This is a genomic window from Pseudomonas sp. Arb-4-2C, assembly GCF_055755015.1.
Map to the genome: position 1 here is coordinate 499,727 of NZ_CM146899.1, position 26,050 is coordinate 525,776.

Sequence of the window (26,050 nt, forward strand, 5' to 3'; positions counted from 1 at the left end):
CGCCCGCTACGTGCGGGCGCCATGCTTTGGCAGCTGGCCCAGATGTTGTGGGTCGGCGGCTTCTGGCTGATTCATCTCGGTTTGCGAGCGGTGTTGGGCAAGATTGGTCTGGCACCGTTGCTGGTCGATGAGATCGCCGATGCGTTTGCAGTGCCGGTGGTGAGTTTTGCCCTCGCGTGCGTGATCTTTCAGGCTTTGGTGCTGGTACAGGCCGAGGGCCTTGTCTGTCTATGGCGGGATTTTCGCGGGCAGGTGCTGCTGATGGCGTTGTACGCGTGTGCGATGTTTGTCGCCGTGCGTGTCGGCTGGCCGGATGCGCAGCGCTGGCAGGAATTCAGTTTTCTGGTGTTGGGCTTCTCAGGTCTGGTGCTGGTGCTGCAACCAGTGCCGGGATGGAGTGGCAGGGTGCGCGAAGCACACCCTTGACCCTTGTCATCACTTGAAGCGATGAACGTTCGACAGCTGCTTGTTGACGCTGAAGTTCTTGCGGTAAACCAGTGCCATCTTGCCGATGACCTGAACCAGGTCCGCTTTGCCGACCTTGCACAGTTCTGCAATGTGCGCCAGGCGCGACTCGCGATCGAGGATGTTGAGCTTGATCTTGATCAGCTCGTGATCCGCCAATGCGCGTTCAAGTTCGGCTAACACACCTTCAGTCAAACCGTTGTCCGCCACCGTCAAAACGGGTTTCAGATGGTGGCCAATGGATTTGTACTGTTTCTTCTGCTCTGGAGTGAGCGGCATAATCTGACCCTTTCGTCTGGATTCTGTAAAATGGCGGCCATTTTACCCGAGGGTTCGTGGATCCGCCCAATTAATCACGACCCTTATCATCGAGGTGCCCAATGGCGCGTTCCAAGACAAGCCTTGGTTGGCTGAAACGACATGTCAACGATCCCTATGTGAAGCAGGCGCAGAAGGATGGCTACCGCTCGCGTGCAAGTTACAAGCTTCTGGAGATCCAGGAGAAATACAAGCTGATCCGTCCCGGCATGAGCGTTGTCGACCTGGGTGCGGCGCCGGGTGGCTGGTCGCAGGTCACTAGCCGGCTGATCGGTGGCCAGGGGCGTCTGATCGCCTCGGACATCCTGGAAATGGACAGCATCCCGGACGTGAATTTCATCCAGGGTGACTTCACCGAGGACGAAGTGCTCGCGCGGATCCTTGAAGCCGTGGGTAATTCGCAGGTGGACCTTGTGATTTCCGATATGGCCCCCAATATGAGTGGTACGCCTGAAGTGGACATGCCAAAAGCCATGTTCCTTTGCGAGCTGGCGCTTGATCTGGCGGAGCGGATTCTCAAGCCGGGCGGTAATTTCGTGATCAAGATCTTTCAGGGCGAAGGGTTTGATGTTTACCTGAAGGACGCTCGCAAAAAATTCGACAAGATCCAGATGATCAAGCCGGATTCGTCCCGTGGCAGTTCCCGCGAGCAATACATGCTGGCTTGGGGGTACCGCGGGCGTAGTGAGTAAAACGAGGTTTTTCGGCGGGGTGATAGGTATTTCGTATTTCGCCCCGCGCGCATAAGCGAATATTGTGTAGAAAGTGTTTCACAAAGGGTTACAGACGGCGCCTGCCAGAGCTGTAGGTAATGTAGTAAGTTAGGCCGGTGAATATCATGCGAAGCGCGCGCCAGTAGCGGAGCTTGCTTCAGAGGGTAGTTAATTGAACGATATGGCAAAGAATCTGATCCTGTGGTTGATCATCGCGGCAGTCCTGGTGACGGTGATGAACAACTTCTCCAGCCCTAACGAGCCGCAGACCCTCAACTATTCCGACTTCATCCAGCAGGTCAAGGATGGCAAGGTCGAGCGCGTAGCCGTTGACGGCTATGTGATTACCGGCAAACGCAACGACGGCGACAGCTTCAAGACCATTCGTCCGGCGATCCAGGACAATGGCCTGATCGGCGATCTGGTCGACAACCACGTTGTGGTCGAAGGCAAGCAGCCTGAGCAGCAAAGCATCTGGACCCAGCTTCTGGTGGCCAGCTTCCCGATCCTGGTAATCATCGCGGTGTTCATGTTCTTCATGCGCCAGATGCAGGGCGGGGCGGGCGGCAAGGGCGGACCGATGAGCTTCGGCAAGAGCAAGGCGCGCCTGCTTTCCGAAGACCAGGTGAAAACTACCTTGGCTGACGTTGCCGGTTGCGACGAAGCCAAGGAAGAAGTTGGCGAGCTGGTTGAGTTTCTGCGTGACCCGGGCAAGTTCCAGCGTCTGGGCGGTCGCATTCCACGCGGCGTGCTGATGGTCGGTCCTCCGGGCACCGGTAAAACCTTGCTTGCCAAGGCGATCGCCGGCGAAGCGAAGGTGCCGTTCTTCACCATTTCCGGTTCCGACTTTGTTGAAATGTTCGTGGGTGTCGGTGCGAGCCGTGTTCGCGACATGTTCGAACAAGCCAAGAAACACGCTCCATGCATCATCTTCATCGACGAAATCGACGCCGTCGGTCGCCACCGTGGCGCCGGCATGGGTGGCGGTCACGACGAGCGCGAGCAGACTCTCAACCAATTGCTGGTGGAGATGGACGGCTTCGAGATGAACGACGGCATTATCGTGATTGCTGCTACCAACCGTCCTGACGTGCTCGACCCTGCGCTGCTGCGTCCGGGCCGTTTCGACCGTCAGGTGGTGGTTGGTTTGCCGGATATCCGTGGTCGTGAGCAGATCCTCAAGGTTCACATGCGCAAAGTGCCAATGGGTGACGACGTTGCTCCGGCAGTCATCGCGCGTGGTACTCCAGGCTTCTCTGGTGCGGACCTGGCCAACCTGGTCAACGAAGCTTCGCTGTTCGCTGCGCGCAGCGGCAAGCGCATTGTTGAAATGAAAGAGTTCGAACTGGCTAAAGACAAGATCATGATGGGCGCCGAGCGCAAATCGATGGTCATGTCCGAGAAAGAAAAACAGAACACCGCTTATCACGAAGCTGGCCACGCCATCGTTGGTCGCGTAGTGCCTGAGCATGATCCGGTCTACAAGGTCTCGATCATTCCGCGCGGTCGTGCGCTGGGTGTGACCATGTTCCTGCCGGAAGAGGATCGCTACAGCCTGTCCAAGCGTGCACTGATCAGTCAGATCTGCTCGCTGTACGGCGGCCGTATCGCCGAAGAAATGACCCTTGGTTTCGACGGTGTAACCACCGGTGCTTCCAACGACATCATGCGTGCCAGCCAGATTGCACGGAACATGGTGACCAAGTGGGGTCTGTCGGAAAAACTCGGTCCGCTGATGTACGCCGAAGAAGAGGGCGAAGTGTTCCTCGGTCGCGGCGGCGGTGGTCAGAATGCAAGTTTCTCCGGTGAGACGGCCAAGTTGATCGACTCGGAAGTGCGCAGCATTATCGACCAGTGCTACGGCACCGCGAAACAGATTCTCACGGACAACCGCGACAAGCTGGATGCCATGGCTGATGCGCTCATGAAGTACGAAACGATTGATGCCGAGCAGATCGACGACATCATGGCGGGCCGTACACCTCGTGAACCACGCGACTGGTCGGGCGGTACCGGCACCGGTACGCCGCCTCCAGTGGTTCAGGATGAGCGTCCGGAAACACCGATTGGCGGTCCGGCTGCTGACGTTTAAGGTTTGAAATGACTTCTGTACAGTCCCTGACCCGGTTGCCTTGCGGCAACCGGGTTCTTGATTTGGCCCGGACGCATGTCATGGGCATTCTCAATGTCACCCCTGATTCTTTTTCCGACGGCGGCCGCTACAGCCAGCGGGACGTGGCCTTGCGCCACGCCGAGGCTATGGTCACGGCCGGCGCGACGCTGATTGACGTCGGTGGTGAGTCGACCCGCCCAGGTGCCCGCGCGGTTTCGCCGCTGGAAGAGCTGGAGCGCGTAGCGCCGATCGTGGAACTGATCAATCGCGAACTGGATGTGGTCATCTCGGTCGATACGTCGACACCTGCGGTGATGCGCGAAACTGCGCGCCTCGGCGCCGGCTTGATCAACGATGTGCGTTCGCTGCGTCGTGATGGCGCGCTGGATGCCGCAGCGGCGACCGGCCTGCCGGTCTGTCTGATGCATATGCTCGGCGAGCCGGGTGACATGCAGGACAATCCGCACTACCAGGACGTGACTCGCGAAGTGAGCGATTTTCTGTCTGAGCGTATGGCGCAATGTGCGGCGGCAGGCATTCCTGCCGAGCGGATCATTCTTGATCCCGGTTTCGGTTTCGCCAAAACCCTGCAGCACAATCTAAGCTTGTTCAAACATATGGAAGCCCTGCATGCGCTGGGTCGTCCGCTGTTGGTTGGCGTTTCACGCAAAAGCATGATCGGCCAGGCGCTGAATCGTCCCGTGGGCGAGCGTCTGTATGGCGGGCTGGCACTGGCAGCACTGGCATCGGTGAAAGGAGCGCGTATATTGCGCGTCCATGATGTGGCGGAAACGGTAGACGTGGTGAGCATGCTCGCGGCCGTGGAATCAGCCGAATAAGAATGATGGAGCACTTATGAGCAAGAAGTATTTTGGCACTGACGGTATTCGTGGTCGTGTTGGTGAGTATCCGATCACCCCTGACTTCATGCTCAAGCTCGGCTGGGCGGCGGGGATGGCGTTTCGCAAGATGGGCGCCTGCAAGGTGCTGGTCGGCAAGGACACGCGAATCTCTGGCTATATGTTCGAGTCGGCGCTTGAGGCAGGCCTGACGTCGGCGGGCGCCGACGTGATGCTCCTCGGCCCGATGCCGACACCGGCCATTGCCTATCTGTCGCGCACATTCCAGGCTGAAGCCGGGATCGTGATCAGCGCTTCGCACAATCCACATGACGATAACGGCATCAAGTTCTTCTCCGGGAAAGGCACCAAGCTGCCCGACGAGCTGGAGTTGATGATCGAAGAGTTGCTCGATGCGCCAATGACTGTCGTTGAGTCGAGCAAGATCGGCAAAGTATCGCGAATCAACGATGCCTCCGGTCGCTACATCGAATTTTGCAAAAGCAGTGTGCCGACTGGCACCAGTTTTTCTGGCCTGAAGATCGTTATCGACTGCGCGCACGGTGCAACCTACAAGGTCGCTCCGAGTGTCTTTCGTGAGTTGGGTGCTGAAGTGGTCGTGCTGTCGGCCCAGCCCAATGGTCTGAACATCAATGACAATTGCGGCTCGACCCATATGGGGCAACTGCAGGCTGCCGTGCTGGCTGAGCACGCCGACCTGGGTATCGCCTTCGATGGTGACGGTGATCGGGTGCTGATGGTCGATCACACCGGTGCCATCGTTGATGGAGACGAGTTGCTGTTTATTATTGCCCGCGATCTGCACGAGCGTGGCAAGTTGCAGGGGGGAGTCGTCGGTACGCTGATGAGCAACCTTGGGCTTGAGTTGGCGCTCGCCGAGCTTTCGATACCGTTCATTCGTGCCAACGTAGGCGACCGTTATGTGATCGCCGAGCTGCTGGAGCGCCACTGGCTGGTGGGGGGTGAAAATTCCGGGCACATCGTCTGCTTCAATCACACCACTACCGGTGATGCGATCATCGCAGCGTTACAGGTGCTGATGGCATTGAAGACACGTAATGAAGGGCTGGCGCAAACTCGTCAGGCTCTGCGCAAGTGCCCTCAGGTGCTCATCAACGTCCGATTCGGTGGTGGCGAAAGTCCGCTTGAGCATCCGGCTGTCAAGGAAGCCAGTGCGCGTGTCACCCAGGCAATGGCGGGTCGTGGTCGGGTGCTTTTGCGCAAGTCCGGCACAGAGCCGCTGGTGCGTGTGATGGTCGAAGGTGAGGATGAAACTCAGGTTCGCGCCTATGCCGAAGAACTGGCAAAACTGGTAAGTGAAGTTTCTGCCTGATTCGGCTTGCCAGCCATGATTGTGTTGGGTAACATCTGCGCCCACTTTGACCGACGAGGTACAGCATGCGTCGCCCTATGGTAGCTGGTAACTGGAAGATGCACGGTACCCGCGCCAGCGTCGCTGAGCTGATCAACGGTCTTCGTCATCTGGCCTTGCCAAGCGGTGTTGATGTCGCGGTATTCCCGCCTTGCTTGCATATCAATCAAGTGATTGATGGCTTGAAAGGCAAGTCGATTTCGGTCGGCGCGCAGAACTCTGCGGTGGAATCCATGCAAGGTGCATTGACCGGTGAGATTGCGCCGAGTCAGTTGGTGGATGCGGGTTGTTCCCTGGTGCTTGTCGGGCACTCCGAACGCCGCCAGATAATGGGCGAGCGAGACGGGATGCTGAATCGCAAGTTCGCAGCGGCACAGGCATGTGGCTTGATTCCGGTGTTGTGTGTAGGGGAAACCCTCGAGCAGCGCGAAGCCGGGAAAACTCTTGAGGTTGTCGGGCGTCAGCTGGGCAGCATCATCGAGGAGCTGGGTGTTGGTGCCTTTGCCAAGGCAGTCATTGCTTACGAGCCGGTCTGGGCCATTGGTACCGGACTGACTGCAACGCCGCAACAGGCGCAGGATGTGCACAAAGCCATTCGCGAGCAGTTGGCGGCAGAGAATTCTGAAGTCGCACGAGGTGTGCGGCTTCTATACGGCGGCAGCGTGAAGGCGGCCAATGCGGTCGAACTGTTCGGCATGCCGGATATCGATGGGGGGCTCATTGGTGGAGCTTCCCTGAATGCAGATGAGTTCGGTGCGATTTGTCGCGCCGCGGGAAACTGAAAAAATGCTGGAAACAGTCGTAGTCGTTTTTCATCTGCTGGGTGCATTGGGCGTAGTTGCTCTGGTTTTGCTGCAGCAGGGTAAAGGTGCGGATGCTGGCGCGTCTTTCGGAGCAGGTGCTTCAAATACTGTGTTCGGAAGCCAAGGTTCCTCTACCTTTCTTAGTAAGTTTACTGCTATACTTGCCGCCGGTTTCTTCATAACCAGCTTGGGGTTAGGTTACTTTGCTAAAGAGAAGGCTCATCAGCTGACTCAGGCAGGTTTGCCAAACCCGGCAGTGTTGGAAGTGCCTAAGCAACAACAACCGGCTTCTGATGATGTCCCGGTGCTTCAAGAGCAAAAGTCGGCTACTCCAGCGACTGACGTACCTCCAGCTCAAGAGCAGAAGTAAGAAGGGTTTCAAACGTAGTTTTGCCGAGGTGGTGGAATTGGTAGACACGCAACCTTGAGGTGGTTGTGCCCATAGGGTGTAGGGGTTCGAGTCCCCTTCTCGGTACCAATTAGTCAGGAGAGCCCGCTGTTGCGGGCTTTCTTGCAGGTGGAAGGTTACATTGACCCTATAAGGGATCGGTCGTATACTTCCGCCCCAGCTTTGTCGCGGGGTGGAGCAGTCTGGTAGCTCGTCGGGCTCATAACCCGAAGGTCGTCGGTTCAAATCCGGCCCCCGCAACCAGTTTAAGGAGCCCCTTTTAAGGGGCTTTTTGTTAGCTGGACACTTTCTACGCCGCTGTTCGACGGCGTTTCAAGGATGGGCGTTTCGCCCATTTTTTTATTTTGCATAGCATGCACATACATGCACGAGGGGGTTCAGGTGTCGAGCAAGCTAGAAGAGTTGCAGGCCTTGTTGGCCCCGGTGGTCGTGGCCCTAGGCTATGAATGCTGGGGTATTGAGTTTTCGGCTCAAGGTCGCCACTCAATGTTGCGCGTTTATATCGATAAAGAAGGCGGCGTGCTGGTGGATGATTGCGCCATCGTCAGCCGTCAGATCAGCGGTGTGCTGGATGTTGAAGATCCGATCTCCGTTGAATACACCCTTGAAGTTTCCTCGCCTGGCATGGAACGCCCGCTGTTCACTCTTGAGCAGTTTGCAAAATTTGCCGGTGAACAAGTAAAGATCAAGCTGCGCTCGCCTTTTGAAGGGCGACGCAACTTTCAGGGCCTTCTGCGCGGTGTAGAAGAGCAGGACGTCGTGGTGCAGGTAGATGACCATGAATTCCTGTTGCCGATCGACATGATCGACAAGGCCAACATTATTCCCAGTTTTGACTGAGACGCGGATCCCGCGGATCCAATGGCTTGCGAAAGGCGAGGCGTACGATGAGCAAAGAAGTACTGCTGGTTGTTGAGTCGGTATCCAATGAAAAGGGCGTACCGGCAAGCGTAATTTTTGAAGCGCTGGAGCTGGCCCTGGCCACTGCTACCAAAAAGCGTTTTGAAGACGAAGTTGACCTGCGTGTGGAAATTAACCGCCACACCGGTTCCTACGAAACTTTCCGTCGCTGGACGGTCGTCGAAGAGAATGATCTTGACGATCCGGCCATCGAAACCTGGCCGAGCAAGGTTGCCGAAACGCATCCTGGCGCCAAGGTTGGCGACGTCGTCGAAGAAAAAATCGAATCCATCGAGTTCGGCCGCATTGCCGCACAGACTGCCAAGCAAGTCATCGTGCAGAAAGTGCGTGAAGCCGAGCGCGCTCAAGTGGTCGACGCTTATCGCGAGCGCCTGGGAGAGATCATCTCCGGCACCGTGAAAAAAGTGACCCGCGACAACGTGATCGTCGATCTGGGTAACAACGCCGAGGCGTTGCTGGCCCGTGAAGACATCATTTCTCGCGAAACCTTCCGTGTCGGTGTACGTCTGCGTGCATTGCTCAAGGAAATCCGCACCGAGAACCGCGGCCCGCAGCTGATTCTGTCGCGTACTGCGCCGGAAATGCTGATCGAGCTGTTCCGTATCGAAGTGCCGGAAATCGCTGAAGGCCTGATCGAAGTCATGGCAGCGTCCCGTGATCCGGGTTCGCGTGCCAAGATCGCTGTCCGCTCCAAGGACAAACGCATCGACCCGCAGGGCGCGTGCATCGGTATGCGCGGTTCGCGCGTCCAGGCCGTGTCGGGTGAGTTGGGCGGTGAGCGCGTTGATATCGTCCTGTGGGACGACAACCCGGCTCAGTTCGTGATCAACGCCATGTCCCCGGCCGAGGTTGCGGCAATTATCGTTGACGAAGATGCCCATGCAATGGACATCGCCGTTGGCGCAGACAATCTGGCTCAGGCCATCGGTCGTGGTGGTCAGAACGTGCGTCTGGCAAGCCAGTTGACTGGCTGGACCCTGAACGTGATGACCGAATCGGACATCCAGGCTAAGCAACAAGCAGAAACCGGCGACATCCTGCGCAACTTCATCGACGAGCTGGAAGTCGACGAAGAGCTGGCTCAGGTGCTGGTTGATGAAGGCTTCACCAGCCTGGAAGAGATTGCCTACGTACCGTTGGAAGAAATGCTCAACATCGACGGCTTTGACGAAGACATCGTCAACGAGCTTCGCGCTCGTGCCAAGGATCGCTTGTTGACCAAAGCCATCGCTACTGAGGAAAAGCTGGCAGACGCCCATCCGGCCGAAGACCTGCTCTCGCTTGAGGGTATGGACAAGGATTTGGCGATGGAACTGGCGGTGCGCGGCGTAATTACCCGCGAAGACCTGGCCGAGCAGTCTATTGACGACCTGCTCGACATCGACGGCATTGACGATGATCGTGCCGGCAAGTTGATCATGGCCGCCCGAGCCCACTGGTTCGAGTAATTAGGCGCGGCCTGAGGAGAGAAGTGCATGACGCAAGTCACGGTGAAACAACTGGCCGATGAGGTCAAAACACCGGTAGAGCGCCTGTTGCAGCAGATGCGTGAGGCAGGTCTGCCGCACACCGCCGCCGAAGAACATGTGACTGACAGTGAGAAGCAATCCCTGCTGACTCACTTGAAAAGCAGCCACAAGGCGAAAGTGGAAGAACCACGCAAGATCACGCTGCAGCGTAAAACCACCAGCACCCTGCGTGTAGCTGGTAGCAAGAGCATCAGCGTAGAAGTTCGCAAGAAGAAAGTTTTCGTACAGCGTAGCCCGGAAGAAATCGAAGCCGAGCGCCAGCGTGAACTGGAAGAGCGTCGCGCAGTAGAAAATGCTGCCCGTCAGAAGGCTGAAGAAGAAGCCAAGCAGCGCGCTGAAGAAGAAGCGCGTCGCCAGCCTGCTGCTGCGTCGAATGCTCCTGCCGAAGCTGTTGCAGCACCTGCTCCAGTGGCCGAACCTGTGCGCGAAGCTGCGCCGGTTGTTGCTGCTGCGCCAGCTGCGGACACTCGCAAGCGCGACGAACAGCGTCGTCCGGACAAGCCACGTGCTGACGATAACAATCGTCGCGGTAGTGGTGATGGCGAGCGCAAAAACGCTCCGCATCGTGCGTCGGTCAAAGAAAAAGCGCCGGCTCCACGTGTGGCGCCACGCACTACCGACGAAGAGAGCGATGGCTTCCGTCGTGGTGGTCGCGGCAAGGCCAAGCTGAAGAAACGCAACGCTCACGGTTTCCAGAGCCCAACCGGCCCTGTCGTGCGTGAAGTGAAGATCGGCGAAACCATCACTGTTGGCGATCTCGCTCAACAGATGTCGGTCAAGGCTGCCGAAATCATCAAGTTCATGTTCAAGCTGGGTACCCCGGCCACCATCAACCAGGTACTGGATCAGGAAACTGCCCAACTGGTTGCTGAAGAACTGGGCCACAAAGTGACCCTGATCAGCGACACCGCCCTGGAAGATTCCCTGGCCGAGTCCCTGAAGTTCGAAGGTGAAGCGGTTCCTCGTGCGCCGGTCGTGACCGTAATGGGCCACGTTGACCACGGTAAGACCTCGCTGCTCGACTACATCCGTCGTGCCAAGGTAGCTGCTGGCGAAGCCGGCGGTATCACCCAGCACATCGGTGCGTACCACGTTGAAACCGAACGCGGCATGGTCACCTTCCTTGACACCCCGGGTCACGCCGCGTTTACCGCAATGCGTGCTCGTGGTGCCAAGGCGACCGACATCGTGATCCTCGTGGTTGCGGCGGACGACGGCGTGATGCCACAAACCATCGAAGCCGTTCAGCACGCTCAGGCGGCTGGCGTTCCTCTGGTGGTTGCGGTGAACAAGATCGACAAGCCGGGTGCCGACCTCGATCGCATCCGCAGCGAACTGTCGGTTCACGGCGTGACTTCCGAAGAGTGGGGTGGCGACACTCCATTCGTACCGGTTTCGGCGAAAATGGGTACCGGCGTAGACGAACTGCTCGAAGCCGTTCTGCTGCAGGCCGAAGTGCTCGAACTGACCGCCACTCCATCGGCTCCTGGCCGTGGTGTTGTTGTCGAATCGCGTCTGGACAAGGGCCGTGGCCCGGTAGCCACCGTGCTGGTTCAGGACGGTACGCTGCGTCAAGGCGACATGGTGCTGGTCGGCTCGAACTATGGCCGCGTGCGCGCCATGCTCGACGAGAACGGCAAGCCGATCAAGGAAGCAGGTCCGGCCATTCCGGTCGAGATCCTGGGTCTTGACGGTACTCCGGACGCTGGCGACGAGATGAGCGTGGTTGCCGACGAGAAGAAAGCCCGTGAAGTGGCTCTGTTCCGTCAAGGCAAGTTCCGCGAAGTCAAACTGGCTCGCGCTCACGCCGGCAAGCTGGAAAACATCTTCGAAAACATGGGCCAGGAAGAGAAGAAGACGCTCAACATCGTCCTCAAGTCCGACGTCCGTGGTTCGCTGGAAGCTTTGCAGGGCGCTCTGAACGGCCTGGGCAACGACGAAGTGCAAGTGCGCGTGGTCGGTGGCGGTGTCGGTGGTATCACCGAATCCGACGCCAACCTGGCATTGGCTTCCAACGCTGTACTGTTCGGCTTCAACGTGCGTGCCGATGCTGGCGCACGGAAGATCGTCGAGCAGGAAGGTCTGGACATGCGTTACTACAACGTGATCTACGACATCATCGAAGACGTCAAGAAAGCCCTGACCGGCATGCTCGGCAGCGATGTTCGCGAGAACATCCTGGGTGTGGCCGAAGTGCGTGACGTGTTCCGTTCGCCGAAGTTTGGCGCGATCGCCGGTTGCATGGTGATCGAAGGTGTTGTGCACCGTAACCGTCCGATCCGTGTACTGCGTGAAGACATCGTTATCTTCGAAGGCGAGCTGGAATCCCTGCGCCGCTTCAAGGATGACGCTTCCGAAGTACGTGCCGGCATGGAATGCGGTATCGGCGTGAAGAGCTACAACGACGTCAAAGTCGGCGACAAGATCGAAGTCTTCGAGAAGGTTCAGGTTGCTCGCAGCCTCTAACTCGCGCACTTCAGGAGCCGTGATGGCCGGCCGCACTCAACTGTGTGGCGCATCACCCGGACTCTAAACGCAACGCCCGGTCTGGCATTTGTCAGGCCGGGCGTTTGCCGCTTTCAGACCTTGCGGGTTTCACCGTGGGGCAGTAACAGGTAACAAGTCATGGCAAAAGAATACAGCCGTACCCAACGTATCGGCGATCAGATGCAGCGTGAGCTGGCCCAGCTGATCCGTCGCGAAGTCAAAGATCCACGTGTTGGCCTGGTCACCATTACCGCTGTGGAAGTCAGTCGTGACGTCGGTCACGCGAAGATCTTCATCACCGTGATGGGGCAGGACAACGCCGAAGATATCGCGCAAAGCATCAAGGTGCTCAACGCTGCCGCAGGCTTCCTGCGGATGCAACTGGCCCGTGAAATGAAGCTGCGCAGCGTGCCGCAATTGCACTTCCACTACGACGAAAGCGTCGTGCGTGGTGCGCACCTGTCGGCGCTGATCGAGCGCGCCGTGGCTGAGGATAATCAGCACGTGGCCGCCGCTGAACCTGAAGACACCAAGGAGTAATTCGGTGGCTCAGGTCAAACGTATCCGTCGTAACGTCAGCGGTATCATCCTGCTCGACAAGCCGCTGGGGTTCACCTCCAACGCCGCGTTGCAGAAGGTTCGCTGGTTGCTCAACGCCGAGAAGGCCGGTCACACTGGCAGTCTCGATCCGTTGGCCACCGGTGTATTGCCGCTGTGCTTTGGCGAGGCAACCAAGTTCTCGCAATACCTGCTCGATTCCGACAAGGGTTATGAAACCCTGGCGCAGCTGGGCAAGACCACTACCACGGCAGACGCCGAAGGTGAGGTTTTGCAGGAGCGCCCGGTGACCGTTGGTCGCGCCGATGTCGAAGCGGTTCTGCCGAAATTTCGTGGGCAAATCAGTCAGATACCGCCGATGTACTCGGCACTCAAGCGTGACGGGCAACCGCTGTACAAGCTGGCCCGTGCAGGCGAAGTAGTGGAGCGCGAACCGCGTTCTGTTACTATTGCGCGCTTGGAATTGCTGGCCTTCGAAGGCGATACTGCGCGTCTTGCGGTGGATTGCAGCAAGGGCACCTATATTCGCACCCTGGTGGAGGATATCGGTGGGCAACTCGGTTGTGGTGCGTACGTCGCAGAACTGCGTCGTACCCAGGCCGGGCCTTTTACCCTGGCGCAGACCGTTACCCTCGAAGAGCTGGAAGCGGTACATGCCGAAGGCGGCAACGAAGCGGTCGACCGCTTCCTGATGCCATCGGACAGTGGCCTGCAGGATTGGCCGCTGCTGCACTTCTCCGAAGCGAGCGCGTTCTACTGGCTCAACGGCCAGCCGGTACGTGCCCCGGATGCTCCGAAGTTTGGCATGGTACGGGTACAGGATCACAACGGTCGCTTCATCGGTATCGGTGAAGTGAGCGAAGACGGGCGCATCGCGCCACGTCGACTGATTCGGTCAGAATGACCGGAAACCGGTCCGTGTAACAGCGGGCCGGCGAGTGTGGCTGTTAACAGGCACGGTCACGACTCATTTATAGATACAGGGATTTGTCCCTGGCCTGTTGAAACTGTTTTTGAAACAGTTTCCTGATAAAAGGATTGCCTCATGGCTCTCGACGTTCAAGAAAAAGCTCAAATCGTTGCCGACTACCAGCAAGCTGTTGGTGATACTGGTTCGCCAGAAGTGCAAGTTGCACTGCTGACCGCCAACATCAACAAACTGCAAGGTCACTTCAAGGCCAACGGTAAAGACCACCACTCCCGTCGTGGTCTGATCCGCATGGTAAACCAGCGTCGCAAGCTGCTGGACTACCTGAAAGGCAAGGATCTGAGCCGTTACAGCGCTCTGATCGGCCGCCTGGGTCTGCGTCGCTAATCAGCGATTGCGCTATGAGGTTGGTTGTCTGTCAGGCATCAGCGGTTTTCCGCTGGTGGCTGGCAGGCTCCCAGCCTCAAGTTTTATCTGCACTACCGTTTTACCCGGACAGTCAACGGGCCGATTCCCGACATTGCCCAAGAATTTCGCAAGAAACCAGTTCCCCCAAGAGCCACAAAGAAGGTAGGACACCGTGAACCCGGTAATCAAAAAATTCCAGTTCGGTCAGTCGACCGTTACCCTCGAGACTGGCCGTATCGCCCGTCAGGCCTCCGGCGCAGTATTGGTCACCGTTGACGACGACGTCAGCGTATTGGTGACCGTAGTCGGTGCCAAGCAAGCCGATCCAGGCAAGGGCTTCTTCCCTCTGTCCGTTCACTACCAGGAAAAAACTTACGCTGCCGGTAAGATCCCTGGCGGTTTCTTCAAGCGTGAAGGCCGTCCTTCCGAGAAAGAAACCCTGACTTCCCGACTGATCGACCGTCCGATCCGTCCGCTGTTCCCAGAAGGCTTCATGAACGAAGTGCAGGTTGTCTGCACCGTCGTTTCCACCAGCAAGAAGACCGATCCGGACATCGCTGCGATGATCGGTACCTCGGCTGCCCTGGCCATCTCGGGCATTCCGTTCGACGGCCCGATCGGCGCCGCTCGTGTTGCTTTCCACGAAAGCACCGGCTACCTGCTGAACCCGACTTACGAGCAGCAGGCAGCTTCGAGCCTGGACATGGTCGTTGCCGGTACTTCGGACGCCGTACTGATGGTTGAATCGGAAGCCAAAGAGCTGACCGAAGACCAGATGCTGGGCGCGGTACTGTTCGCTCACGACGAGTTCCAGGTTGTGATCAACGCGGTTAAAGAACTGGCCGCTGAAGCTGCCAAGCCAACCTGGACCTGGGCTCCTGCTCCAGAAGCCACCGAACTGCTGGGCGCGATCCGTGCCGAGTTCGGCGACGCGATCTCCCAGGCTTACACCATCACCATCAAGGCCGATCGTTATGCTCGCCTGGGTGAGCTGAAGGATCAGGTTGTTGCCAAACTGTCCGGTGAAGAAGGCCAGCCTTCGTCCAGCGAAGTCAAAGCGGCTTTCGGCGAAATCGAATACCGCACCGTTCGCGAAAACATCGTCAACGGCAAGCCGCGTATCGACGGCCGCGACACCCGCACCGTACGTCCGCTGAACATCGAAGTGGGCGTTCTGCCGAAAACCCACGGTTCGGCTCTGTTCACCCGTGGCGAGACCCAGGCTCTGGTAGTTGCAACACTGGGCACCGCCCGTGACGCACAGCTGCTGGACACCCTGGAAGGCGAGAAAAAAGACCCGTTCATGCTGCACTACAACTTCCCTCCGTTCTCGGTGGGCGAGTGTGGTCGCATGGGTGGTGCTGGTCGTCGTGAAATCGGTCACGGCCGTCTGGCCCGTCGTTCGGTTTCGGCCATGCTGCCAGCCGCTGACGTGTTCCCGTACACCATCCGTGTGGTTTCGGAAATCACCGAATCCAACGGTTCGAGCTCGATGGCTTCCGTTTGCGGCGCTTCCCTGGCCCTGATGGACGCTGGTGTTCCAATGAAGGCGCCGGTTGCCGGTATCGCCATGGGTCTGGTTAAAGAAGGCGAGAAATTCGCTGTTCTGACCGACATCCTCGGTGACGAAGACCACCTGGGCGACATGGACTTCAAAGTAGCCGGTACCGCCAAAGGCGTTACTGCGCTGCAGATGGACATCAAGATCAAGGGCATCACCGAAGAGATCATGGAAATCGCTCTGGGCCAAGCCCTGGAAGCGCGCCTGAACATCCTCGGTCAGATGAACCAGATCATCGGCCAGTCGCGTACCGAACTGTCGGCCAACGCTCCGACCATGATCGCGATGAAAATCGACACCGACAAAATCCGTGACGTTATCGGTAAAGGTGGCGCGACCATCCGTGCGATCTGCGAAGAAACCAAGGCTTCGATCGACATCGAAGATGACGGCTCGATCAAGATCTTCGGCGAAACCAAGGAAGCTGCAGAAGCTGCTCGTCAGCGCGTTCTGAGCATCACTGCAGAAGCTGAAATCGGCAAGATCTACGTCGGCAAGGTTGAACGCATCGTCGACTTCGGCGCATTCGTCAACATCCTGCCAGGCAAGGATGGTCTGGTGCACATCTCGATGCTGAGCGACGCTCGCGTAGAGAAAGTGACCGACATCCTGAAAGAAGGCCAGGAAGTGGAAGTGCTGGTACTGGACGTGGACAACCGCGGCCGTATCAAGCTGTCCATCAAAGACGTGGCAGCGGCCAAGGCTTCGGGCGTTTAATCACCCCAGAGCTTTAGCGCAATGAAAATGCCCCACCGTGAAAACGGCGGGGCATTTTTTTGTCTCGCAAATATCGAGACATTCTGCGAAGTTGCCGGACGGCGAGACCGGTGCTAGGTTTAGCCCACCGCCCGTGTAGCTCAGCCGGTAGAGCAGCGCACTCGTAACGCGAAGGTCGCAGGTTCGATTCCTGTCTCGGGCACCATATCCCTTATTTCACCTTGCGGCTCAGGTCCTCGACGGTACGTTTGAGCTGATCCATGGCGCGATCCTGATCGTTGATTTTCTGCTTCAGGCTGGAAATTTCGCTGCTGGCGGAATTCGAACTCGAGCCGCTGTTGCGCTTGAGGTCTTCGACCTGGCGTCCGAGAGTATCCAGTTGACGGTCCTGATCCTTGACCTTGTTCTTCAGGTCGTCGATTTCCTTGCTGCTGGAGTTCGAATTCGAACCGCTGCTGCGTTTGAGGTCTTCAATCTGGCGTGACTGGTCGCGGACGGTATCGCGGATCTTTTGCAGTTCATCGATGCTGATATCACTTTTGATGACCACATCCTTGCCGTAATCGTTGTGAATCAGCGAAACCTTGTCGCCATAGGACGAACTGCTGGAGCTCAGTTCAAGCGCCATGGCGCTTGCCGGTAGCAGCAGAGCGGCGAGCAAGGTACTGGCAGACACGACGGAACAAATCTTCGAAAAGCTGCGCATCACTGGTTTTCCTTGTGAACAGCGAGGGTGGGTGCCGAAGTGGCACAACGCTATGACTTGGAATCCTGATTTATGTTCCGCAGGTCAACTTTTTGTGCGAGAGATGTAAAGAGCCGTGTAATTCGTCATGCAAACGTCCTATATTCGATGCCTGCATGAGCATCGCTTAGCAGTTTTCAGATGATCCCGAATGGTTCCGAAGGCCGGACAATCCGCGTCAGAGAGATCCTTGATGATCCAGATCCATCTTCCATTCTTACGATCAGCGAGAACGCCATGACCGAATTAACTCAAGAACAACGCCACGAACAAGCGCTGGAAAAGTACAAGCTCGATGCGCCCCAACTGCTGGAAGAGATCAAGGATCTCAGTCCCGATGATCAGAAAGACCAGATCCAGTGGGCGTTCGAAGACGAAGCCGAAGCCCAGGGCCTGCAACCATGGGAGTTGACGCTCAAGTACACCAGCACCCCTGAAGAGTTCGAGGCGCAGCGTCTGATACTGCACAAGGAGGCGGCCGAAGTATTGGGTGTCGAGTGGGAAGAGTACTGCGAGATGAACAATCTGGTGGTCTGAAACAAAAACGCCAGCCTCAACCGGGCTGGCGTTTTTTATTGCGTGACGGCCTCAGAGGCTCAGGCGCATCGACAGGTCCACCGCCTTCACATCCTTGGTCATCGCGCCAATCGAGATGTAATCCACCCCGGTTTCGGCGATCGGCAACAGCGTGCTTTCGTTGATCCCGCCGCTGGCCTCCAGTTTGGCCTTGCCGCCGTTCAGGCGTACGGCTTCGCGCATGTCGTCCAGGCTCAATTCATCGAGCATGATGATGTCGGCACCGGCAGCCAGCGCTTCCTTCAGCTCTTGCAGGCTTTCCACTTCGACTTCCACCGGTTTGCCCGGCGCGATCTTGTGCGCGGCGGCGATGGCCTGCGCGATGCCACCGCTGGCGGCAATGTGGTTTTCCTTGATCAGGAACGCGTCGTAGAGGCCGATGCGGTGGTTGTGGCAACCGCCGCAGGTCACTGCGTATTTCTGCGCCAGACGCAGGCCCGGCAGGGTCTTGCGGGTATCCAGCAACTTGACCTGAGTCTGCGCCACGAAGTCTGCCAGGTACTGCGCACGCGTTGCCACGCCGGACAGCAGTTGCAGGAAGTTCAGCGCACTGCGCTCGCCGGTCAGCAGCGAACGGGCCGGACCTTCCAGATGAAACAGCGGCTGGTTGGGTTTGACCCGTTCACCGTCACGCACCTGCCAATGCACCGCAACACGCGGATCGAGCTGACGAAAAACCGTGTCGACCCAGGCCGTACCGCAGATGACGGCGTCATCGCGGGTGATGATGGTGGCTTTGGCCAGACGTTCGGCGGGGATCAGTTGCGCGGTGATGTCGCCGCTGCCGACGTCTTCGAGCAACGCACGGCGCACGTTGGCTTCGATTTCGGCGGTCAAATCGGCGAGACGTAGATTCGGCATAACGGGCTCCACAAACTAAGTGCGCCGATTATAGGGGTATGGCAGGAGCCAACCCAAGGCGAGAACGCGCGTGCGTGACTGCATCTGGTCGATTTTCCGTGAGCAATGCAGCGTTATTTGTGGTCACTGGAAGGTGTTGCAGGCATAGGGGAAACCCTGACGCCTCTGGCGCCCAAGGCAGGTTTTACAAGATAATCCGCCTTGCATTTGACGTCATAGCTTTGACGTTCATCTGGCTCCCCTATTCACCCCTGTAGGAGCGAGCCTGCTCGCGAAATTCTGGCAGCGACATTGGTGCGACTGACACACCGCTATCGCGAGCAGGCTCACTCCTACAGGGATTTGCGCTGGTTCACGGCAAGTGTGTTGTGGTCGGTGCACTCGATGTTTGCGACCAGCGGGATCACCGTTTCAGGAGGCTTGGATGCACAAAGACGGGAATGTAGTGCCTTTGCACAAGGCCGCTACCGATCAGGCGAATCACTCGCCGCTCGCCCGCCTGCCTGTGATTCTGCTTCAGGTCCGCGACAAGGCTGCCCAGCAACTGCGTCATGGTTTGCAGGAGTTGTTCGATAACGCCGACGACACCCTGTTCGAGATGGCCGACCGGGCGCGCAACGACGTCGAACAGAACATCTTTTTCGAAGCCATGCGCGACCTGCGCCTGAAGCGTAAAAACATCGAGCGCGGTTTTCTCGAGCAATTCTTCGAAGCCTTTGTCGGCCTCATTCAATACGACGTCGGACAGCCCGCACTGCCCGATACGCTGATGTTCGAGGAATCGGCACCGCGTACCGACGACATGGAGCGCAGCGTGGCGGTCGAGACCATGGTCGGCCGGGTGCTCAAGCGTGACCGCTTTGCCCTCGATCAACTGACGGCGCGGCTTAACGCGCTGCTCGGCAAACACATCGACGATCAGCACAACCCGCTCGGCCCGATGATGCTCTGCGAGTATTTTCTGCAGGCCGGACGTAACCTGGGCGTGGAGATCAAGGTCAAGCTGATCCTGCTCAAGCTGTTCGAGCGCTATGTGCTGGCCGACACCGAGCAGTTGTACGCCGAGGCCAATCAATTGCTGATCGCTACCGGCGTGTTGCCCGAGCTGCAGCCGCCTCCGGCGCGGCGGGCTATCGAGCGTGCTGCGGCCAGTATCAGCAGCGAAGAAAGCGATGAGCCTGCGCCCGCCGACGAAGGTGTGCAGGAAGTCTTCGCCGCGTTGCAGGAGCTGCTCTTGCATGTGCGTGGCAGCGTCGCGCCGACCCTGGAGCCGAGCGTTGCGACGCAACCGATCAGCACCCGCGACCTGCTGCGCCTGCTTTCGCACCTGCAGCAATATGTCCCGGCGCTGACGGCGCAGGACGACTTCGATCTGCGCAATCAGCTTGAGCAGTTGCTGACGCGGGTCAGCGTCAGGAGCGGCAAGTCGCGCATCGTCGACGGCGCCGACGAGGACGTGATAAATCTGATTGCGATGGTCTTCGATTGCATCCTCGAGGACCGCAACCTGCCTGATTCGCTCAAGGCATTGATCGCCCGTCTGCAGATTCCAATGCTCAAGGTGGCGGTGCTCGACAAAAGCTTTTTCAGCCGCAGCAGCCATCCGGCGCGACGCCTGCTCAATGAAATCGCCGATGCGGCCATGGGCTGGGGCGACTGCAGCGGTGAGGCGCGCGACAGCCTGTACCTGCGCATCGAGCAAGTGGTGCAGCGCTTGCTGAGCGATTTTGTCGACGATCCGGCGATTTTCTCCGAATTGCTCGCCGACTTCCTGGCCTTCACCGGCGATGAGCGTCGACGCAGTGAATTGCTTGAGCAGCGTTTGCGTGATGCCGAAGAGGGCCGGGCGAAAACCGAACTGGCGCGCCAGCGAGTCGAACAGGCGTTGAATCAGGTGCTGCTGGGTAAAATCCTGCCGCCGGCGGTGGTGACGTTCGCGCGCGATGCCTGGAGCAAGGTGTTGCTGCTGACATGCCTCAAGCATGGCGACCACTGCGCTGAATGGCAGGCGGACGTACAGACCCTGGAGCAATTGGTCTGGAGCGTTCAGCGCCATGACGAGGCGGACGCCGGCCTGCGTTTGCTGGCGCTGGTACCAGGGTTGCTCAAGTCACTGCGTGACGGCTTGAGCAGTTCGGCGTTCGATCCGTTCGCCACCAGCGAATTTTTCAGCGAACTGGAAGCGCTGCATGTGCAGGTACTCGAACCCGCTGCCGATCAGGATCCGGTCAACGCACCGGCGGTAGTTGAGGTGTCGCAGCGTATTACCTTGCGAATCGCTGACGAAGGTTCTAACAGCCTGAACCCGACGGGCCTTGCCCATGATGACGCAGGGCTGCGGCAGGTTGAGCAATTGCGCCTGGGCAGTTGGGTCGCGTTCCAGGAGGACGACGAGCACAGTCTGCGCTGCAAGCTGGCGGCCATCATTGAAACCACCGGCAAATACGTATTCGTCGACCGCACCGGGATGAAAGTGCTGGAGCGCAGCCGCGTCGACCTGGCCATGGAGTTCCGCCGCGGCGCGGTGCGGGCGCTGGACGACACCTTGCTGTTCGACCGGGCGCTGGAGTCGGTGCTTGGCAATCTGCGGCGACTCAATCGCGGCAAGTGATCGCGCGCCGGGGGCCGATCACGGCATACTGGGCGTCAACACAGTCGGCGTTGAAGGAATCGGTATGCAGTTGGATCCCGCTAGCGGGTGGTGTCACGGGGTGCAGGTCTGCCCATCGCCCAACTTCAATGAACGCCCTGCGGGCGAAATTTCCCTGTTGGTGATCCACAACATCAGCCTGCCGCCGGCGCAGTTCGCCACCGGCAAGGTGCAGGAATTTTTCCAGAACCGTCTGGATGTCACCGAGCATCCGTACTTTGCAGGGATCGCCGACTTGCGCGTCTCCGCGCATTTTCTGATCGAACGTGACGGCAAGGTCACCCAGTTTGTCTCCTGTCTTGAACGGGCGTGGCATGCTGGCGTGTCGATTTTCGAAGGCCGCGAAACCTGTAACGATTTTTCCGTGGGCATTGAGCTCGAAGGCACCGATGATCTGCCATTTACCGATGCGCAGTATCAAGCGTTGACCACGCTGACCCGTCAGCTGCAAGGCGCATTTCCGGCTATCACCGGCGCTCGTATCTGCGGGCACAGCGACATCGCACCCGGGCGCAAGACCGATCCTGGCCCGGCATTCGACTGGGCGCGTTACCGCGCAGCCCTGGCACAAGAGGAAGGACAATGAGTTTTCTGGTGTTACTGCTGGCGGTCTGGATCGAGAAATTCTCGGCCCTGCGCCATCGGGTTCAACGCGATGGCGGATGGATCCGCGAACTGCACAAACTCGAAACCAGCGAGCGTTTGGCCAAGCGGCCATGGCTGGTGCTGACCATTCTGGTGTTGCTGCCGGTGGCGCTGCTCGCCTTGCTGCTGCTGGTCCTGGAGCCGGTTGCTTACGGTTTGCTGGCCTTGCCGGTGCACGTGCTGGTGGTGATTTACGCCCTGGGCCGGGGTGATCTGCTGGGTGGGCTTGGGCCGTTTCGTGATGCCTGGCGCCGCGAAGACCTGCAAGCCGCCGCGCATGTGGCCAAGCGTGATCTGGATATCTGCGCCGACAGCGGCGAGCAGTTGCTGGATCGGGTCCAGGGTCATCTGTTGTGGGAGGCCTATCAGAGCTTCTTCGCGGTGATTTTCTGGTATTTCGTGCTCGGTCCGGTGGCGGCGCTGGCTTATCGCTTGCTGGCGCTGGCACAAGAGCACGGCCAGAATCCGGCGCTGGTGGAAAGAGCGGGGCAGCTGCGCCACGCCTTCGACTGGGTGCCGGTGCGCTTGCTCGCTGCCAGTCTGGCTCTGGTCGGCAACTTCGTTGCGGTCAGCCGGGTGATGTTGCATGAGCTGCTGAACTGGAACATCAGTGCTGCGCAACTGATCAACAAGGTCGGGCTGGCCGCCGGTGAGATCCCGCCGCCAGTGGTCGGGCCTGAAGGCATCAACACCCTCGATTGCCTGTGGGAACTGCTGCTGCGCGCGGCAGTCTTGTGGTATGCCGGGTTTGCCTTGTGGACAGTGCTGGTTCACTGATTCCTTCAATGAAGTGCATTGTGCAGAGGGGCTTGCCCCCTCTGCGCAGGTGTATGGCCCGCGCCGCGTAGCCGTTAACCTTAAGTTACAAAACCTCCCCTCGATTTGAGCTATACAGAGACAGCGCCCGATAGTGGCTATCTGCTGTCGTCCTGCGCCTGCCAATAAAAACAAGAAAAGCCAAGGGAGACTTCCAGTGAAGAGCTTGCTCTATCCCGCCGTCTCGCTGATGAACCGTCTGAGCTTCGGCATGAAGTTCAGCCTGATCAGCGTGCTGTTCCTGGTGCCAATGCTGGTGACCAATTTCTATCTGGTGCGCGATTCCTATCGCGAATTCCAGGGCACCCGGGTCGAGTTGCAGAGCCTCGACCTGTTGGGCAGCAGCCTGACCCTGCGCCGGGATCTGGAAACCCTCAATAACCGGGTGCAGATCAACGTCATCCTCGGCCAGTCCGGCAAGGCCGACGATCTCGAGTCGCAGATCAACAGCCTGGAACAAACCATCCTTTCACGTCTGCAAAGCCTGAAGGCGACGACCGAGGATCCCGAGCAGATCAAGGTTTTTGACGGCAAACGCGATGAAATGATCAGCGCGTTCAAGGCCCAGCAGGCGGAAAACTCCCTGCAAAGCAAAAGCGCTATGATCGGCAAGCTGCTCGGCAACGCGCAGATCTTCAGCCAGATCATCGCCAGTCAAGCCGGTCTGAGCCGTGACAATCAGGGCGACATCCGTCAGCTCAGCGAGCTGGTCACCACCATTACCCCCGCTGTGACCCAGACTCTCGGTGAAGGCCGGGCCATCGGTTCCTATTCGTTGGGCCAGGGCTTTCTCAACAGTTCGTCGAGCACCCGGTTTGACGAGTTGCTGGCACAGATCGAAAAGCTCCAGGCCGAATACGCGCTGAAACTGCAGGATGCCCTCGATTCCAGCAAAGCTGCGCGCGCAGGCCTCAGTGCGCAGGCCGACAGCAGCAAGGCTTCGCTCAAACAGGCCAGTGAACTGTTTGAAGAGAAAGTCGTGGTGGCTGAAACCCTCGATACTCCATGGCAAGCGTTCTACGACCAGGTCACCGGGCTGATGGAGAAGACTTATCAGCTCAATGACGCGACCCTGAAGTTTCTCGATACTCAACTGCAGCAGCGCCTGGCGCAGAACCGCACGCACATGGTCCTGCAGGCCGTGGCGTTGTCGGTGGTATTCGTGCTGATTTTCTATCTCTACGGTGGTTTCTACGCGTCGACCCGCACCACGCTCAAGCGTCTGGGCGCCATGATGGACAAGGTCGCGGCCGGTGACATGACGGTCAATTTCGTCGCCCACAGTCGTGATGAACTGGGCGAGTTGGGCGAGGTGTTCAACGGCACCGTGAGAAAGATCCACGATCTGATCGAGCGGGTCGGCCACACCGTGGGTGAAGTCGAGCGTCAGGCCGGGCAGGTGGAGAACGTCTCCGCGCAAAGCAATCAGGCCGTGGCCGGACAGCGCACGCAGATCGAGCAAGTGGCCACCGCGATGAACCAGATGTCGGCGACCTCGCTGGAAGTGGCGCGCAGCGCGGCGGCAGCGGTGAGCAGCGCGCACAGCGTCAATGACGAAACCATCAGTGGCCGCACACTGGTGGAATCGCAGCAGGGCAGCATTGCCGCGCTCGCCAGCGAGATCGATCAGTCAGTGCTGGTGATCAACCAGTTAGCCAGTGACAGCCAGTCGATCAGCCGTGTATTGGAAGTGATCAAGAGCATCGCCGAGCAAACCAACCTGCTGGCGCTCAATGCGGCCATCGAAGCGGCCCGCGCCGGTGAGCAGGGCCGGGGGTTCGCTGTGGTGGCGGACGAGGTGCGTACCCTGGCCAAGCGCACCCAGCAATCGACTGAAGAAATCGAGCTGATGATCGCCAAGCTGCATGGTGGCGTCGGTGCTGCGGTGAAGGCCATGGGCGTCAGCCATCAGATGGCCAACGGCACGGTCGGGCAGTCGGAAAAGGTTCAGCAGGCGCTGGAAAATATCCTGGGTGCGGTGGGCATGATCGTCGATCAGAACCAGCAGATCGCCGCTGCCGTTGAGCAACAGACCGCTGTGGCGCACGATATCGACCAGAACATCGTCGAGATCAACCGCGCCGGCGAGCGTACGGCCCATGGCGCGCATCAGACTGAGGACGCCAGCCGGGCGCTGTCGGCGCAGGTGGTGGAGCTCAAGCAACTGATCAGCGCCTTCCGCGTCTGAGTTGCCTCCTGTGGGAGCGAGCCTGCTCGCGAATGCGATCTGTCGCAGGCACCGTTGTCGGCCGATACACCGCTATTGCGAGCAGGCTCACGCCTGCAAGGGCGGTAATGTCAGAACATTTTGTAATGCTTTGATACTTACGCTTGTAAGCCAAATCCTGTTTTCTTTCGGCGGCTGGCGTTTCGTCATTAATGAGCCAGTATCCCAGTTCCGATGATTGCGTCGAGGAGGCCGCTCATGTCCGTTGCAACCCTGGGAGTCCAGGGCCGTTGTGCTCATTGCCAGACCACGCAACTGCTCAAACCGTGGCAACTCAATGCCATTGCAATCAATGAACCGTTCACCTGCGCGCACTGCCAGAAAAGCCTGGAGCTGCGCTGCCCGAAACAGATCAAGCGCTTCAAGTCCCTCGATTCGCTGGGACTGTTGCGCTTCAGTGCGTCGGTAACGGTGTGCACCGCGTTACTGGTGGCGCTGGTCATGGAGTGGATCGGATTGCTCAGCGTGACTGAACAGCTGAATGCCTCGCTGATCGTGCTTTTCGTGTACTTCGCGCTGCTGCGTTTTGTTCACCATCGCCAGCACATGACCTTGGTCCTCGACACCGCCAAGGCCCACGCCGACTGATTACCAGCCGAACACTTCGCCGCAGTTGGCCGTGCTGGCTGCCGCCAGTTGCTCTGCACTGATATTCATCAACTCGGCCAGTGCCGCGCAGATCGCCGGCAAGTGAGCGGGGCTGTTGCGCTGGCCAGGGAACATCGCCGGAGCCATGTCCGGCGAGTCGGTTTCCAGCACGATCGAATCCAGCGGCAGATCCACTAATACCCGATGCATGCGCAGCGCTTGTGGCCAGGTCGGCGCACCGCCCAAGCCCAGTTTGAAACCGAGTCTGATGTATTCCCGTGCCTCTTCACGGCTGCCGGCGAAGGCGTGGATGATGCCGGCGCGTTTGAGTTTGTAGCGCTTGAGTGTGGCGATCACCGCGGCGTGGCTGCGGCGTACGTGGATCAGCGCTGGCAGATCGAAATCCGCCGCCAGTTGCAGCTGCGCGTCGAACAGCGCCTGCTGGCGCTCGCGGTCGAGGGTTTCGATGAAGTAATCCAGGCCGATCTCGCCCACCGCACACAACTGCCGATGGCCGCGCAGGCGGGTCAGCCAGTCGCCCAGCGTGGTCAGATCCTGCGCACGATGCTGATCGAGGTAAACCGGGTGCAGACCGAATGCCGCGTACAGCTCGGCATCGCTCTGCACCAGATCCCACACCCGTTGCCAGTTGCCCTCATAGACCCCCAGCACCACCATCCGCCGCACCCCCAGGGCGCGGCTTTCGACGAGCAACGCCGAGCGATCGGCGTCGAAGTCGGGGAAGTCGAGGTGGGTGTGGCTGTCGATCAGCTCCACGGC

The 26,050-nt window shown here is 58.7% G+C and carries 24 protein-coding genes and 3 tRNA genes; 23 read left to right on the top strand and 4 right to left on the bottom strand.

Annotation, left to right across the window (positions count from 1 at the left end; genetic code table 11):
* Positions 1-21: 21 nt before the first annotated feature.
* Positions 22-426: an MFS transporter gene (locus AC0J41_RS02135; protein ID WP_473014446.1), complete on the top strand. Its 405-nt coding sequence runs from the start codon at positions 22-24 to the stop codon at positions 424-426.
* 9 nt (positions 427-435) lie between these two features.
* Here the strand turns inward: AC0J41_RS02135 and AC0J41_RS02140 are convergent, their stop codons facing one another.
* The gene (locus tag AC0J41_RS02140) at positions 436-744 is read right to left on the bottom strand and encodes a YhbY family RNA-binding protein (protein WP_003221534.1); all 309 of its coding nucleotides are present in this window, start codon (positions 742-744) and stop codon (positions 436-438) included.
* A gap of 101 nt (positions 745-845) precedes the next feature.
* Between AC0J41_RS02140 and rlmE the strand changes: the two genes are divergently transcribed.
* From rlmE to AC0J41_RS02220, 16 genes are all read left to right on the top strand, one after another.
* Complete coding sequence (rlmE, locus tag AC0J41_RS02145) at positions 846-1,475, top strand: 23S rRNA (uridine(2552)-2'-O)-methyltransferase RlmE (protein WP_025110456.1); 630 nt, start codon at positions 846-848, stop codon at positions 1,473-1,475.
* A 202-nt stretch (positions 1,476-1,677) separates the two neighbouring features.
* Complete coding sequence (ftsH, locus tag AC0J41_RS02150) at positions 1,678-3,588, top strand: ATP-dependent zinc metalloprotease FtsH (protein WP_025110455.1); 1,911 nt, start codon at positions 1,678-1,680, stop codon at positions 3,586-3,588.
* An 8-nt stretch (positions 3,589-3,596) separates the two neighbouring features.
* On the top strand, positions 3,597-4,448 hold the full coding sequence (gene folP / locus AC0J41_RS02155; protein WP_473014447.1) for a dihydropteroate synthase: 852 nt from the start codon (positions 3,597-3,599) through the stop codon (positions 4,446-4,448).
* 16 nt (positions 4,449-4,464) lie between these two features.
* Positions 4,465-5,802 (top strand): phosphoglucosamine mutase, encoded by a 1,338-nt coding sequence (gene glmM / locus AC0J41_RS02160; RefSeq protein ID WP_473014448.1) that lies wholly within the window; start codon positions 4,465-4,467, stop codon positions 5,800-5,802.
* A 65-nt stretch (positions 5,803-5,867) separates the two neighbouring features.
* Positions 5,868-6,623, top strand: coding sequence for a triose-phosphate isomerase (gene tpiA, locus AC0J41_RS02165; protein ID WP_008088336.1), 756 nt, complete (start codon positions 5,868-5,870; stop codon positions 6,621-6,623).
* Positions 6,624-6,627: 4 nt separating this feature from the next.
* Positions 6,628-7,014 (top strand): preprotein translocase subunit SecG, encoded by a 387-nt coding sequence (gene secG, locus AC0J41_RS02170; protein WP_016986497.1) that lies wholly within the window; start codon positions 6,628-6,630, stop codon positions 7,012-7,014.
* 22 nt (positions 7,015-7,036) lie between these two features.
* A tRNA-Leu gene (locus AC0J41_RS02175) sits at positions 7,037-7,122 on the top strand.
* 97 nt (positions 7,123-7,219) lie between these two features.
* Positions 7,220-7,296 (top strand) — tRNA-Met (locus AC0J41_RS02180).
* 138 nt (positions 7,297-7,434) lie between these two features.
* A complete protein-coding gene (gene rimP, locus AC0J41_RS02185; RefSeq protein ID WP_007915250.1) occupies positions 7,435-7,893 on the top strand; it encodes a ribosome maturation factor RimP in 459 nt (152 codons plus the stop codon).
* A gap of 47 nt (positions 7,894-7,940) precedes the next feature.
* Positions 7,941-9,422, top strand: coding sequence for a transcription termination factor NusA (gene nusA, locus AC0J41_RS02190; protein WP_003221546.1), 1,482 nt, complete (start codon positions 7,941-7,943; stop codon positions 9,420-9,422).
* A 27-nt stretch (positions 9,423-9,449) separates the two neighbouring features.
* The gene (infB, locus tag AC0J41_RS02195) at positions 9,450-11,969 is read left to right on the top strand and encodes a translation initiation factor IF-2 (protein ID WP_473014449.1); all 2,520 of its coding nucleotides are present in this window, start codon (positions 9,450-9,452) and stop codon (positions 11,967-11,969) included.
* Between the two features lie 159 nt (positions 11,970-12,128).
* Entirely contained in the window at positions 12,129-12,530 is a 402-nt protein-coding gene (gene rbfA, locus AC0J41_RS02200) for a 30S ribosome-binding factor RbfA (RefSeq protein ID WP_007953741.1), read from the top strand.
* 4 nt (positions 12,531-12,534) lie between these two features.
* Positions 12,535-13,452: a tRNA pseudouridine(55) synthase TruB gene (gene truB / locus AC0J41_RS02205; protein WP_217864381.1), complete on the top strand. Its 918-nt coding sequence runs from the start codon at positions 12,535-12,537 to the stop codon at positions 13,450-13,452.
* Between the two features lie 141 nt (positions 13,453-13,593).
* Entirely contained in the window at positions 13,594-13,863 is a 270-nt protein-coding gene (rpsO, locus tag AC0J41_RS02210; RefSeq protein WP_003221553.1) for a 30S ribosomal protein S15, read from the top strand.
* Positions 13,864-14,056: 193 nt separating this feature from the next.
* Positions 14,057-16,162, top strand: coding sequence for a polyribonucleotide nucleotidyltransferase (gene pnp, locus AC0J41_RS02215; RefSeq protein ID WP_025110451.1), 2,106 nt, complete (start codon positions 14,057-14,059; stop codon positions 16,160-16,162).
* 129 nt (positions 16,163-16,291) lie between these two features.
* Positions 16,292-16,367: transfer RNA gene (locus tag AC0J41_RS02220), tRNA-Thr, on the top strand.
* 6 nt (positions 16,368-16,373) lie between these two features.
* Here the strand turns inward: AC0J41_RS02220 and AC0J41_RS02225 are convergent.
* Entirely contained in the window at positions 16,374-16,868 is a 495-nt protein-coding gene (locus AC0J41_RS02225; RefSeq protein ID WP_473014450.1) for a hypothetical protein, read from the bottom strand.
* Positions 16,869-17,144: 276 nt separating this feature from the next.
* Here AC0J41_RS02225 and AC0J41_RS02230 point away from each other — a divergent pair, with 276 nt between their 5' ends.
* Positions 17,145-17,444, top strand: a complete 300-nt coding sequence (locus AC0J41_RS02230) for a DUF6388 family protein (protein WP_473014451.1) — start codon at positions 17,145-17,147, stop codon at positions 17,442-17,444.
* Positions 17,445-17,495: 51 nt separating this feature from the next.
* On the opposite strand, the gene nadC is transcribed toward AC0J41_RS02230, so the two are convergent.
* Positions 17,496-18,344 (bottom strand): carboxylating nicotinate-nucleotide diphosphorylase, encoded by an 849-nt coding sequence (nadC, locus tag AC0J41_RS02235; protein ID WP_025110448.1) that lies wholly within the window; start codon positions 18,342-18,344, stop codon positions 17,496-17,498.
* A gap of 424 nt (positions 18,345-18,768) precedes the next feature.
* On the opposite strand from nadC, the gene AC0J41_RS02240 reads away from it, so the two are divergent.
* The 5 genes from AC0J41_RS02240 to AC0J41_RS02260 all read left to right on the top strand — a co-directional run bounded on the left by AC0J41_RS02240 (position 18,769) and on the right by AC0J41_RS02260 (position 25,270).
* Entirely contained in the window at positions 18,769-20,955 is a 2,187-nt protein-coding gene (locus AC0J41_RS02240) for a DUF1631 domain-containing protein (protein ID WP_473014452.1), read from the top strand.
* A 64-nt stretch (positions 20,956-21,019) separates the two neighbouring features.
* Positions 21,020-21,580, top strand: a complete 561-nt coding sequence (gene ampD / locus AC0J41_RS02245; RefSeq protein WP_473015964.1) for a 1,6-anhydro-N-acetylmuramyl-L-alanine amidase AmpD — start codon at positions 21,020-21,022, stop codon at positions 21,578-21,580.
* The gene (ampE, locus tag AC0J41_RS02250) at positions 21,577-22,416 is read left to right on the top strand and encodes a regulatory signaling modulator protein AmpE (protein ID WP_473014453.1); all 840 of its coding nucleotides are present in this window, start codon (positions 21,577-21,579) and stop codon (positions 22,414-22,416) included. Before ampD ends, ampE begins: the two co-directional genes overlap by 4 nt.
* Positions 22,417-23,938: 1,522 nt before the next feature.
* Entirely contained in the window at positions 23,939-24,643 is a 705-nt protein-coding gene (locus tag AC0J41_RS02255; RefSeq protein WP_473015965.1) for a methyl-accepting chemotaxis protein, read from the top strand.
* Positions 24,644-24,880: 237 nt separating this feature from the next.
* Positions 24,881-25,270, top strand: coding sequence for a hypothetical protein (locus tag AC0J41_RS02260; protein WP_025110443.1), 390 nt, complete (start codon positions 24,881-24,883; stop codon positions 25,268-25,270).
* On the opposite strand, the gene AC0J41_RS02265 is transcribed toward AC0J41_RS02260, so the two are convergent.
* Complete coding sequence (locus AC0J41_RS02265; protein ID WP_025110442.1) at positions 25,271-26,047, bottom strand: TatD family hydrolase; 777 nt, start codon at positions 26,045-26,047, stop codon at positions 25,271-25,273.
* Between the last annotated feature and the right edge of the window lie 3 nt (positions 26,048-26,050).